The organism is Flavobacterium aquidurense (assembly GCF_031458035.1).
Lineage (GTDB): Bacteria > Bacteroidota > Bacteroidia > Flavobacteriales > Flavobacteriaceae > Flavobacterium > Flavobacterium aquidurense_C.
The window spans coordinates 1-13,964 of record NZ_JAVDXR010000002.1 but is presented as its reverse complement, the minus strand read 5'-3'; the positions used below and the strand labels follow the sequence as shown (position 1 = coordinate 13,964).

Annotated in this window: 8 protein-coding genes; 4 read left to right on the top strand and 4 right to left on the bottom strand. The window is 31.1% G+C overall.

What is annotated here, in order from left to right; all coding sequences use genetic code 11:
• Positions 1 to 380: 380 nt before the first annotated feature.
• A complete protein-coding gene (locus J2X17_RS03400; RefSeq protein ID WP_310294708.1) occupies positions 381 to 1,574 on the top strand; it encodes an MFS transporter in 1,194 nt (397 codons plus the stop codon).
• 16 nt (positions 1,575 to 1,590) lie between these two features.
• Positions 1,591 to 2,520 (top strand): SMP-30/gluconolactonase/LRE family protein, encoded by a 930-nt coding sequence (locus tag J2X17_RS03395; protein WP_310294707.1) that lies wholly within the window; start codon positions 1,591 to 1,593, stop codon positions 2,518 to 2,520.
• Between the two features lie 135 nt (positions 2,521 to 2,655).
• On the opposite strand, the gene J2X17_RS03390 is transcribed toward J2X17_RS03395, so the two are convergent.
• From J2X17_RS03390 to J2X17_RS03375, 4 genes are all read right to left on the bottom strand, one after another.
• Positions 2,656 to 4,263, bottom strand: a complete 1,608-nt coding sequence (locus J2X17_RS03390; RefSeq protein WP_310294705.1) for a sigma-54-dependent Fis family transcriptional regulator — start codon at positions 4,261 to 4,263, stop codon at positions 2,656 to 2,658.
• Between the two features lie 58 nt (positions 4,264 to 4,321).
• Positions 4,322 to 5,686: a sigma-54-dependent transcriptional regulator gene (locus J2X17_RS03385; RefSeq protein WP_310294704.1), complete on the bottom strand. Its 1,365-nt coding sequence runs from the start codon at positions 5,684 to 5,686 to the stop codon at positions 4,322 to 4,324.
• A gap of 3 nt (positions 5,687 to 5,689) precedes the next feature.
• Positions 5,690 to 6,616: a sensor histidine kinase gene (locus J2X17_RS03380; RefSeq protein ID WP_310294702.1), complete on the bottom strand. Its 927-nt coding sequence runs from the start codon at positions 6,614 to 6,616 to the stop codon at positions 5,690 to 5,692.
• A gap of 403 nt (positions 6,617 to 7,019) precedes the next feature.
• Complete coding sequence (locus J2X17_RS03375; RefSeq protein WP_310294700.1) at positions 7,020 to 9,455, bottom strand: histidine kinase dimerization/phosphoacceptor domain -containing protein; 2,436 nt, start codon at positions 9,453 to 9,455, stop codon at positions 7,020 to 7,022.
• 312 nt (positions 9,456 to 9,767) lie between these two features.
• On the opposite strand from J2X17_RS03375, the gene J2X17_RS03370 reads away from it, so the two are divergent.
• Both J2X17_RS03370 and J2X17_RS03365 read left to right on the top strand, forming a co-directional pair.
• Positions 9,768 to 12,023 (top strand): tetratricopeptide repeat-containing sensor histidine kinase, encoded by a 2,256-nt coding sequence (locus tag J2X17_RS03370; RefSeq protein ID WP_310294698.1) that lies wholly within the window; start codon positions 9,768 to 9,770, stop codon positions 12,021 to 12,023.
• 182 nt (positions 12,024 to 12,205) lie between these two features.
• Positions 12,206 to 13,964 (top strand): tetratricopeptide repeat-containing sensor histidine kinase (locus J2X17_RS03365; RefSeq protein WP_310294696.1); only part of this gene is annotated, 1,759 nt, incomplete at its 3' end.

The window sequence follows — 13,964 nt, the reverse complement described above, 5'->3', positions numbered from 1 at the left end:
TTTCATCACTATATTTTAATTTGTTATTAAAAGCTGTCCCTATAGACAGCTTTTTTTATAGCGATTCTTTCTGCTCATTTAATAAACTTCATATTAAATTAACGATATATCGAAATTTAAAAAACACAGCTTTATACACAAACAACTGATAATCAATGATTAATAAAAATTGGCGTGTTTCTTGAAAAAATAAAAGTATTGGTCCACAATAGATAAATAAACAATTTAAAAATTAGATCCCGTCAAATTTTCTGATTGTTAACAGCATTTGAATTAAACATTTTATTATGCAAAACGAAATCTACCAATTAAAAAGTTACTAACTACTAAGTAAAAATTACAAAAACTTGATATAAAACATAACTCTAAATAAAAAGATTATGACGCTCTTAAAAGAACTTTCTCAAAAACAAATTATAATAATGTCTGCCACAGCTGGAATATGTGTTGCCAACATCTATTATAGTCAGCCAATCCTAAATGAAATAGCAAAATCACTTATGATTGAGGTAAAATCAACAGGTTTCATATCTGTATTATCCCAGGCTGGTTATGGCCTTGGATTATTTTTCATTACTCCTTTGGGTGATAAAATAGCGCGAAAAAAACTAATTCTGTGGCTACAATTAAGTCTAATCGTTTCATTGCTGATTATGGCTACTGCTTCTAACATTACCACTATATATATCGCCAGCCTTGCAATTGGTTTGTTTGCCGTTACAGCGCAAGTAATTCTTCCTATGGCAGCTAGTCTGGTTAGCGAAAATAGAGGTAAAATCGTAGGCATTATTTTCACTGGTATTCTCGTTGGTGTTTTAGCCGCCAGAGTGGTCAGTGGTTATATTGCAGAATGGCTGGGATGGCGTTATGTATATATCGTTTCTGCATTGTTAGTCTCATTTTCTGCCATACTAATGCAAACCGATTTTCCAGGAAACAAAGAACGATTTGAAGGCAGTTATACGGAACTATTACGCTCTGTATTGTGTCAATTTCAACGTTTTGCTACACTAAGGCGTACTGCGTTAGTTGGAGCACTAACATTCGGAACATTAAGCTCATTTTGGGTCACACTCACTTTTCATCTTAGTGGCAGCCCTTTTAATTATAAATCCGATACAATTGGGTTATTTGGTCTGCTTGCGGTGGGCAGTACAATGTTAGTTCCTCTCTTTGGAAAACTCTCTGACAAAGGAAATAATCCGGAACGTTCCCTGATTATTGCTATGGGATTAATATTAACCAGTATTATTGCCCTAGCCATATTCCCGGATTCCCTGGGAGCATTATGGTTCGCAATTATCTTAATTGATATAGGAGTTCAGGCTGCACAAGTAACCAACATTGCCTTAATTTATACTCTCGACACGAGCGCAAACAGTCGGATTAATACTGTTTATATGACTAGCTATTTTATTGGTGGTGCGCTTGGTGCCTATATTGGCATTTTATGTTGGAACGCTGGAGGATGGCTAGCAGTGACAATACAGATGGCACTTTTTATAACCCTTGCATTATCAATTGTTTTCGCAACAATAATTAAGACTCAATTATATAAAAAACAACAACAATAATTAAATTTAAATTACCATGAAAAAATCAGTATACATAGTAGCAGCCTTATTATCATTAGGAACTCTTCATTCGCAGAATATAGAGTTTACTTCGAAGGAGCTATATCCGGAAGGCACAGCATATAGCCCGAAACAAGATGTTTTTTTTGTAAGTTCAGTTCATTATGGAAAAATTGGAAAAGTTGATTATAAAGGGAATTATCAAGAGTTCATTAATGACCCTGAATTAATAGCTACAGTAGGGATTCTTGCTGATGATAACAGAAATTTACTGTATGTAACTATTACCGATAACGGCGTTGCCGAAAAGTCCAAACCAGAGACAACAAATAAATTATCCAAAATTGCAGCTTATGATTTAAAAACTGGTAAACGTAAGTTCATTGTTGATCTGCAAATTTTAAACCCAAACAAACCTAATTTTGTGAACGATTTGACCATTGATGCGAAAGGAAATCTATACGCAACCAATAGTTTCTCGCCTATTATTTTTAAAATTAATCCACAAGGGAAAGCATCTATTTTTGCACAAAATACACAGTGGACAGGAGAAGGATATAACTTAAACGGAATTGTATATCACAAAGATGGATATTTAATAGCAGCCCAATCCAATACAGGTACTTTATTTAAAATCGATATTAACGATGGTAATTCAATAAAAAAAATAAGTACGCCAGAGCTAAAAGGAGCTGATGGCCTAATCCTTAACGGAAAAAATGAATTACTAGTAATTTCGCATGCTTCTTATAAAATTTTCAAATTACAAACCAGTACTGATTGGAAAGAGGCTGCAATAAAAGATACGCAATCAAGTCTTAACGATTTTCCAACCACCGGAGTTTTTGCAAAAGGTAAATACTATGTCCTAAATGCAAAGCTTAATGAGCTTTTTAACCCTAAAAGTCCAAAAAGCTCAACATTTGTTTTGCAGGAAATTAAGTAGTAGATAATTAAATATTAAAAGGAAATTATCTCCTATACTTTAAAGTTTAAGAGATAATTTCCTTTTCAAATCTGCAGCGCCAAAACAATTATAATGCAAAAAACATTGCTATAGCGATTGTTTCAAAAGCTTTTGTTACTCTGAAAAATGCTGCTTTTTAATTCCGAGTTTCTTCATCTTCGAAATTAGGGTGGTTGAAGGGATTTCTAATTTGTTGGCTGCTCCGTTTGGTCCGGAAATCCTTCCATTGCATAATTTTATAATTTTAAGAATATATTCCTTTTCAATATCCTTTAAAGGCTTAATTTCAAAACCTTCGGAGTTATTTATTGCTAATATTTTTTCGCTTTCTGTCAAAAAGTTTATTTCATTAACAAGTAAGCCATCTGCCAATAAAACACTTCTTTCCATACAATGTTCCAGTTCCCTGATGTTCCCGGGCCAGGAATGATTCATCACTGACTTCAAGGCATTGCCCGATAATTTAATATTCTTTTTATCCGGGTTTTTTGTATACTTCTTTAGAAAATGCAGGCACAATTCTTCAATATCTTCTTTACGTTCCCGCAAAGGTGGCATAGTTATCGGGAAAACATTTAATCTATAAAATAAGTCTTTTCTAAATCTTCCATTTTCCATTTCAGTAATTAAATTTCTGTTGGTTGCGGCAACTACTCGGACATTCACTTTCAGAATACGTTTTCCTCCTATTCTTTCGATTTCCCTTTCCTGTAAGGCTCGTAAAAGTTTTGTTTGCATCTCGAGTGGAAGATCTCCGATTTCGTCTAAAAATAAAGTGCTATTGTGCGCCAATTCAAATTTGCCAATACGTTTCTCTGTAGCTCCTGTAAAACTTCCTTTTTCATGCCCAAAAAGTTCGCTTTCTATAAGGTGTTGCGGAATAGCGGCACAATTGACCGTTATCATTTTTTTGTGTTTTCTTGTAGAATTTTCGTGAATTTTAATGGCTGCCAATTCTTTACCGGTCCCGCTTTCCCCTAAAATTAGAACGGTCGAATCTGATGCAGTAACTTGTTGTATGAGCTCGTTTACTTTTTGGACAGCAATACTCCTGCCTATTAATTTATCCGATTCAAAAATTGTTTCGGTCACTTTTATATCAGAATATTGTTTTATTTCTTTTGATTTTCTGTCCTGATTCGTAATTAATTGCTCCTCCAGATTTTGTTTTAAAATGATGTTAGAGGCCGTAATAGACAGCTGAATATTGATACCGTTTAAAAATCTTTGAGAATCCCTGTCGAATTTATTTGCACGATCTATAAATAGAAAAAGTAGTAAGGGGTTTTTCTTTTGATAATGCAGCGGAAAAACAATCATATTTTTCATACCTGCATTGAAACTTTCTGCGATAAAATCAGGTTTTTGTTGTATTTTACTCAATGATCCGGCATCGAATTTTATAGCTTCCGGAGATTGAAGCGCAACATCAAAAAAACCATCATGTATATCATAAAGCTGCTTTTTAAAAATCGAAAACTGTTTTTTATCATCATGAAAAATAACCTTATATTGTTTTTCATTTTCATCAGTAGCGCAGAGCACAAAACGATCAAATGCGATATAGTTCTTTAAATCCTCAGCTAAAAAATAACGCAGCTCCTCTTGATCTGTAATAGCTGATAATTTTTTATTGATAGAAAGCAAAACAGTTTGTTCTCTGTTTCTTTCATTAATGGATAATAAGAGCCTGTCGATTTCTGATTGTTTATTTTCCTTCATTTGGTTTTAAAAGAGATTTCAATTTTGAAAAAGAAGCAATTTACTATTTAATGGTTCATTAATAGTAACCTTGTCTTATATTTAATTTTTTAATTTTTGAAAAAAGTGTCGAAGGCGATATTTTTAATAATTCTGCCGCCCCGCCTGCTCCATATACTTTACCGTGGCACATTTTCAGTGCATTCATAATATGCTCACGCTCCATTTCTTCCATTGATAAAATAGTAGTTTCGAGTTCTTTTTTAGCTACTGGAAAATCATTTAAAATTTCAAATTCTAATATTTCATTTTTAGAAGCTAGTAAAACATTTCGCTCTATCAAATGTTCGAGTTCTCTGATATTTCCTGGCCAACTATAATCTTTAAGCTGTTGTAATGCCTTCTCTGAGATTCTGGAAATATCTCTTTTTGCTTTTAAAGCATACTGCTTCAAAAAATAATATGCAAGATCTTCAATATCTTCAACACGTTCCCGTAGAGGTGGCAATTCAAGAGGAAATACATTTAATCTGTAATATAAATCTAATCTGAATCTTCCTTCTGCGACTTCAAACGGCAGGCATCTGTTAGTCGCGGCAATGATTCTAACATTCAATTTAATTGTTTTTTCACCGCCTACTCTTTCTATTTCTTTTTCCTGCAATACTCTTAAAAGTTTTACTTGAGAATCTAAAGGGAGCTCTCCTATTTCATCGAGAAAAATAGTACCGCCATTGGCCTGTTCAAACTTTCCTATTCTTAAACTATCAGCTCCTGTAAAAGCACCACGTTCATGGCCAAAAAGCTCTGACTCGATCAATGATTCCGGCAATGCCGCACAGTTTACCACCACCAAAGGTTTCGTACTGTTGTTGGAAAGGGAGTGAATTAAATCTGCGATTTTTTCTTTTCCTGTTCCGCTTTCACCTAAAATCATAACTGACGTTTCAGTGGGTGCCACAATCTTAATTTTCTGCAGTAAGTCAAGCAGTTTTTTGTTCTTGCCTATGATTTCTACTTTATGATTTTCTTTTGGCGTGGGTTTAATGTTACTGGTATCAATGGGATTTCCGGTTTCAAAATTGTATTTGTAACGCGCAATGTCCAGCATTACAAACAAATCTCTTTCTCTAAAAGGCTTTACTAAAAAACCATAAGGTTTTGTTTCTTTTACAGCATTTAAAATTGAATGATTGGTGTTGGCCGAAATGAACAAAAATGGAATATTTTTCTTTTCTAATTCACATGCAAGATCAATTCCGGTAAGATCGCCTTTAAGTATAATATCCAATAAAACCCAATTTGGCTTTTTTGAATCGATTAGAATTCGGGCTTCTTCAACTGATGCTGCAATACCACAAACTTCATAGCCGGATTTAATGAGTATCCTTTTCAGATCATTGGCTACAATAAATTCATCTTCGACTATTAGAATTTTTTCCATTATTTAATCTTTATTTTCTGTGTTTGCCAGTTGTTGTTTTGTAAAATTGATCGTAATCGTTAATCCGTTTTTGCTTTCAATATTAAATGTACCATCTGCCTGAGCACTTAAACCATGCATTAGATGCATTCCGAAAGAGTTTATTTCTTTAAGTTCTACATCATCTGCAACACCTACTCCATTATCTGAAATTATCAATTGATACGTTTCAAGCTCCATTCTTTTTAAACGGATATTAACTTCTCCCTCTGCCATTGAAGGATATGCATATTTAATCGCGTTAATGATAGCTTCATTTAAAATCAATCCCAAAGGCACAGCTTGCGAAACATCAAGATCAACACATTCAATATCCAGTTTATAAGATATTTTTTTTTCGGTATTAAAAACGCCTTTTAAATAAGTAATCAATTCCGGAATGTACCAGCACATATCAATTATGGCTAAATTTTCTTCTTCATATATCTTTTGATAAATTAGAGAAATCGCATTCATCCTGTGTTGGCTGTCCTGAATGGCCAAAAGAGCATCCTTATTTTCCAGATAAGCCGATTGTGAATTGAGCAGGCTAATGACAACCTGAAGATTGTTTTTTACACGATGTTGCAATTCCTTCAGAAGCCATTCTTTTTCACAAAGGAGCTTATTTAAAATTTCATTCTGATTATTGATTTGTGCTTCTTTTAGCTGTGCTATTTTTTTATGATTTTTTTTCGTACAATATAATTTATATGACAATCCCAAAATTAGAAATAATAAAGTCAAAATAACTAAAAAATCACTTCTTATTGCTGTGGTTATTGCACTTTTTTCTGGTACAATAATTTTATCTTTATTAGCATACATGCAGTTATTTTGTGTCGTGATTACCAATAAAATCACAAACCAAAAATATTTATTAAATTTTCTAAAACACTTTGTTTTATACATGCGTGCAGTTTTTAATCAATTCATAAACTTTTGTCTACTATCTCTTAGTGTACAGCAATAAATGGTCCTAAATAGCTAAAAACCTGTATTACAGGTATTATGTTGTTTTAAGTGCGATTTTGTTTTACGGTATTTCGTTAATTTATTGAAACATGACGAAATAGAATATTATAAATCGTGAACTATTGAAGTAAAAATGATTTTTTAAAGTTGTTCTTTATTAGATCAATTCACAATGCAGTACTATTTTATGAAATATGATCAAGCAAAAGCGATGTAAGTATTTGTCACATTACTTACAACGCTTTTTGAATGATTATCTAGAACAAAAAAGTTTTTTTTAAATAAATATTATAAATTGATTATTAAAACCTGTCAGGTAAAAATTAGCGCCATCGCACTCTTAAAATTTTTTGTGTTTGTTTAAAACAACTTTTTCGAAATTAAGCTTTAACAAAGTGCCATTGCTGTTCTCAATGGAAAAAGTTCCTTCTAAATTAGTGCTTAAACCTTTGATTAAACTCATTCCGAATGAATTATTTTTTTCTTTGAACTCAGCAGGAATTCCAATTCCATTGTCTTGAATGCTCAATGAATACTGTTTGGTATTAATAGCGGTTAACGTAATGGAAATGATTCCTTTCCCATCATTTGGAAAGGCATATTTTATAGAATTGGTAACCGCCTCATTTATAATTAATCCTAATGGAATCGCCTGTATCACATCTAATTCAATTTGATCTATTTCTATTTTAAAGCGAATACGTTGCCTCAAATAAAATGAATCTTTTAAATATTCAACTAATTCTTTAATGTAAACAGGTATATTTATAGTTGAAATGTTTTCGGACATGTACAGTTTTTGATGAATTAAGGACATGGCATGAATTCTGTGCTGACTGCTTTTTATAGTAGATAAAGCCAACTCATTTTCAATATAAGAAGACTGGGAGTTAAGCAGGCTCATTACTGTTTGGAGGTTGTTTTTCACCCTGTGATGAATCTCTTTTATCAGCCATTCTTTCTCATTAAGCAAATACTGGAGATTTGTATTTTTCAGGCTAATTTCCTTTTCTTTAATTTCAAGCTTTTTATTGTTTTTTTGTTTTAAACGATACAGATTGTAGAGTAATACGATAATTATTAGCAATAATAGGAGTAATCCAATCGATAATTTTATTATCAGTTTTGATTTTTCTAATTGATTCTGCTGTAAGCTATTTTGAACGCCTAATGATTTAATGCTTTCTTCTTTCTTTAAAGCTTCATATTGAATCTTTAATTCTTCAATCTGTCTGGATCTATAATTACTAAAAAGGGAATCATTAATTTGCTTATATACTTGATAATGCTTAATTGCTGGAAAATAGTTTCCGGAAAGAGAATCAATTTTAAACAAGGAAAGTTCTAAATTCTGAAAATGAAAGTTTTGCTTTTTTCCTTTGCTTATGGCTTTTATTTTGTCGGCATAAAATTTAGCATTAATAAGATCTCCTTTTTCAGCATAAAACAATGACATGAGCGAATAACATTCTGCTACGTCATAATCGGTTTCTAGTGAGTTTAATTTTTTAGCATAAGTGATCATTTCTAAATAAAATTTTTCTGCTAAAGTTTGGTTTCCTGCCTTTTCATTGGCAATTGCCTTGATTCTGGCAAGATACATTTTATCTAAAATATTTTCGGGCGGATAATCTTTACTTACCGCATTGATGTAATTAAGCGCAACTGTGTATTTTTTATTATTAAAAAGTGACTCAGCCGCACCAAAAAAACTTTTATACCAGTTTTCATTTTTAATATTATATTTTTTATCTGCGTCAATACTCTTTCTATATAGTTTTATGGCTTCTTCATAATGTCCCATAATATTATATATGTTTCCTAAGCGCATATAAAATTGGTTAGCGCAGATATAGTCTTTTGTGGCTTCCATAGTTTTGATACTCTCTAATGCATAATACAATGCCTTTCCTATTTCAGTTGTCTGAATGTATATAAAGGCAAGAGTTGTTGTTGTATAATGATTATGCTTAAATCCGATTTTTTTTTGAAGTGCAAGACATTTTAAGTTTTCTTTCTCGGCAAGGTCCATTCTTCCAGTCCAAAAATGAACTGTAATTAATTTCATTAAAGATTCTAATTCCTTCTCTTTTTCGTTAATTGTTCGGTAAAGTACCATTGCCTCTGATAGCGATTTTGCTTTATCTTCATCGGTAAGAGGAAGATAAGTCCCTTCATTTTCTAAAGCTTCAGCTAAAGCTTCCGGTTGATTTAATGTTCTGATTTCTTGCACAGCTTTTAAAAATATCCTTTTACTTTCGTCAAGGTTATTTGCTTGGGAGTAATATTTTGCCAATAACATATTGCTCTGCTGTTGCCATTTAGATATCCCGATTAAATTACTTTGCTGTATAGCTTGTTTTATATAGATTACTGATTTTTGAAGATCTTCCTTTTTGTTTCCAGGTTTAAATAAATAATGACTCCCTAAATGAAGTAATAATTTGACACGATCCGTTTTTTGTAACTTGGCGAGTATCTTTAATGCCCCCTTTATATTATTATTATCTACCAGTTCACTTCCGGGCATATAGTTTCCGTCATTATAACCCTCATCATATGATAGTGATACAGGAACATTATTCGCTTTACAAGCCATTACCATTGCACTATCTATATCTATAGCACCTTGGTATGACGCGTGTAAATAAATTCCCGTAGCTTTTAGCAATAATCTCTCTTTTTTTACATCAAAGCTGTTTACCGGTTTTTTGATTTGACTATAACTTTGAAGTGTAATACTTAAAAGAAAACCTAAAAAGTAAATTATTTTCATGTTTTTTTGTTAATTTTCTTATAATTATTAACAAATATAACATAAAGGAAACCAAATGTTTATTGTTCTACAACTAAATTAGCAGTTTTTGAATTAATGTTTAGCCAAAAAATAATATAAATGTGTATCGATTTTAATAATAATATTTAAAACATAATTATTACCAGAATCTTCTTTAAAGAAATATTATTAAAGAAAAATAAATTAGATTTGCTTTTAAGTATTGAGATATTATTTATATTAATACTCCTTTGTATTAGCCTTAATCGCATATTATCTATTAAATAACCGATATAACCACAGTCATTCAACATGCAGCATTTGCTTAAAACCTGTCTTTTATTTTTTTTTTTTCACATCAATATTACCGTTTTTTCACAGCCTTTATCAAAACAAAAGAGTGAACAAATTAAAGCGGAATTAAAAAAAAACTTAAATGATACAACACGGATTTTAAAACTGCAAACCCTAAGTTTATATTATGTTACAAAAGTTGGCGAAGATAAAGCCGATATGGATAGCAGTTATGTTTTTGCCAGAGAAGCCGACTTTCTGAGTCAAAAAATCAATTACAATAAGGGAAAATGGATGAGCCTTATTTTGTATTCTCAAATTTTTCGGGAGGGAAACAATCCATCCAAAGGAATCAGAGAACTTAAAAAAGCTTTTGAAATAGCGCATAAAAACAATATTTTATGGCTTGAGGGTGAGGCATACCGCGAACTTACCAATTATTATGATATAAATAAGAGAGAATGCATTATTCGGATAAAAATCGTCGAAAAAGCCTATAGAGCCTTTAAAAAAGGAGGTTCTAAACAGCAAATTGCTGACATTTTATTATACTATGGTGGTCACTATTTTTATTTAGGAAATTTTAAGGCCGCCCTTCAAAAGTATAACGAAGCCAAAAACCTATATGAAGCTATTGGCGACAAAGACCAAATGCAGAATTTATACAGCCATATGTCTGAAACATGTTCTAAAATAGGTTTGTATACTGAGTCTGTAAAATATAGCCTGCAATCCATCAATATGGGAGAGCAAGATAAGAATATATTTTTCTTAATGGAGGACTATACTAATCTTGCGCTTACCTACTATAAAATGGGAAACTACGAATTAGCGTTAAATTATCATCAAAAATCATTTGATTACAATTTAAAAATATATTCTGAATTTTTTTCTTTTTATAATGCCTCTTATATTATTAAGGACTTGATAAAACTCGGCAGAAATAAAAAAGCCAAACATTTTTTTAATACTACAGTCAGAAATTTAAAAGTTACCGATGCCAGGGATCAAATTTGGCTTCAGATCTGTTATATGATTCTTTTTGATGATTTAAATAACTACCCCATATCCAATCAAGCTTGCTATAACCTAATGGAACTTCAAAAAGCAAATCAAAAAAAACTGCCAGAGATGATAAATCTTGAAATAAACAACAATATAGTTGCCCATTTATTTAAGATTAAAAATTACGAGTTAGCTGCAGAATATCTAAATAACAATATAAAATTAGGGAAATCAATTAAGGATATTGATATGATCATTAATGGACAATTTATGAAATTTAAATTGGATTCCGCAGCTGGCAATTATATCTCTGCTATTTCTCATCTTAGAAAATATGAGAAAGCAAAAGACAGTATTTTTAATGATTTGAAATTTTATCAAATTTCAAATCTTCAAATAAAATATGAAACCGAGAAAAAGGATAAAAACATTCATGTTTTAACCAACCAAAGCGAACTACAGAAGGTTAAGATAAAAAATGATAAAATTATAAAAATTGTTGCGGGTGTAATTTTGATTTTATTGTTGATTATTACGATATTGATTTTTAGAAGTTATAAAAATAAAAAAGAAAGTAACGAAAAACTTGAGCTAAGTAAATTAGATATAGAGAAAAAAAATAAAGTCCTTAAAAATGTAGTGAAGGAAAAAGAATGGCTTTTGAAAGAATTGCACCATAGAGTAAAAAATAATTTGCAGGTTGTCATGAGTTTGCTCAATACCCAGTCTTCTTATCTTAAGGACGAATATGCGGTTGATGCGATAAAAAACAGTCAAAACAGAATTTATTCTATGTCGTTGATTCACCAAAGATTGTATCAGTCAGACGGACTTTCCTGCGTCAAAATATCTGAATATATTAAGGAGCTTGTTAATTATTTAAAAGACAGTTATCAATCTGAATCTAATTATATTCTCGACATTGAAGATATCGAAATGCACGTTTCGCAAGCGGTACCCATTGGATTAATATTAAATGAAGCAATAACAAATGCTCTGAAATATGCTTTCCCTGACCAAAAAAAGGGAACCATTAAAATCTCGTTGCGCCATTTTGAAGATGATTATTTTGCACTCGAAATAAGCGATAATGGAATTGGTATCGAAGGAGAAATTGATATAACTAAATACAATTCGCTCGGAATGAAATTGATGGAAGGCTTAAGCTCAGATTTAAATGGCGAGTTTAAAGTAACTTCTTCAAATGGTTTAAAAATTTCTGTAGTTTTTCTCTATGATTATTCTTTTGCTATAAAAATGAAATCATGAAATAAATACTATAAATCCAATTGAATTTATCTTTTTTAAAGCTATTTAAATTCAGCCTTGATCAATTATTATCTATTAAATAACCGAAATAACCACAGTCATTCAACATGCAGCATTTGCTTAAAACCTGTCTTTTATTTTTTTTTTTTCACATCAATATTACCGTTTTTTCACAGTCTTTATTGAAACAAAACAGTGAACAAATTAAAGCGGAATTAAAAACAAATTTAGATGATACTACACGAGTTCTCAAACTGCAAACCTTAAGCTTGTATTATGTTTTAAAAGCAGGCGAAGAAAAAGCGGACATAGACAGCAGCTATATTTTTGCCCGACAAGCAGATTTACTGAGTCGAAAAGTCAATTACGACAGAGGAAAATGGATGAGCCTAATTTTGTATTCGAAAATATTCCAGGAGGGTGACAATTCATCAAAAGGAATAAGAGAGCTTAAAAAAGCTTTTGCAATAGCGCATAAAAACAATATTTTATGGCTTAAAGGTGAGGCATACCGCGAACTTACAAATTATTATGAATTTAATAAAACAGAATGTCTTATTCGTTTAAAGATCATCGAAAAAGCCTATAAGGCATTTAAAAAGGGAGGTTCTAAACAACAAATTGCTGACATTTTGGTATATTATGGTGCCCACTATCATTATTCCGGAAATTTTAAGGCCGCACTTCAAAAGTTTAATGAAGCCAAAAATCTATATGAAGATATTGGTAACAAAGATCAAATGCAGAATTTATATCACTATATGGCCAGAACATATTCTAATATAGGTTTGTATACAGAGGCCATTAAATATGAACTTCAGTCAATAAAAATTGGAGAGCGAAGCAATGATATATTTTCCCTAACAATTAATTATATGAGTCTGGCACTTTCCTATTATAGAATGGAAAACTATGAAATGGCTTTGAATTACCATAGAAAAGTATTTGATTATAGTTTAGAAATGGATGCTCCTGAAATTTCTCCTTTTTACAATGCCAGTTATATTATTAAGGATTTACTAAAACTGGGTAGAAAAAAAGAAGCTAAACAATTTTTTAACACTACAGTTACAAAATTAAAAATTAAAAATTACTACGATAACATTTGGCTCCAAATCTGCTATATAACCTTTTTTGATGACTTACAAAACTATAACACCTCTAATCAGGCTTGCGGTAAACTGATAAAAATTCAAAAAACAAATAAAAATATTATATCTGAGATGATTAATATTGAAATAAACAACAATATAGTTACCCATTTATTCAAGATTAAAAATTATGAGTTAGCTACAGAGTATTTAAATGAAAGTATAAAAGTAGGAAAATCAATCAAAGATATTAATATGATCATTAATGGTGACTACATGAAATTTAAATTGGATTCTGCTACTGGAAACTATATGTCGGCCATTTCCCATCTTAGAAAATATGAGAAAGCAAAAGACAGTATTTTTAATGATGTGAAATTTTACCAAATTTCAAATCTTCAAATAAAATATGAAACAGAGAAAAAGGATAAAGACATTCATGTTTTAACGAACCAAAGCGAACTTCAGAAGGTTAAGATAAACAATGATAAAATTATAAAAATTGTTGCGGGTGTTATTTTAATTTTATTGTTGATTATTACGATATTGATTTTTAGGAGTTATAAAAATAAAAAAGAAAGTAACGAAAAACTTCAGGCAGGTAAAGTGGATATAGAGAAAAAAAATAAAGTTCTTAAAAATATAGTGAAGGAAAAAGAATGGCTTTTGAAAGAATTGCACCATAGAGTAAAAAATAATTTGCAGGTTGTCATGAGTTTGCTCAATACCCAGTCTTCTTATCTTAAGGACGAATATGCAGTTGATGCGATAAAAAACAGTCAAAACAGAATTTATTCTATGTCGTTGATTCACCAAAGATTGTATCAGTCAGACGGACTTTCCTGCGTCA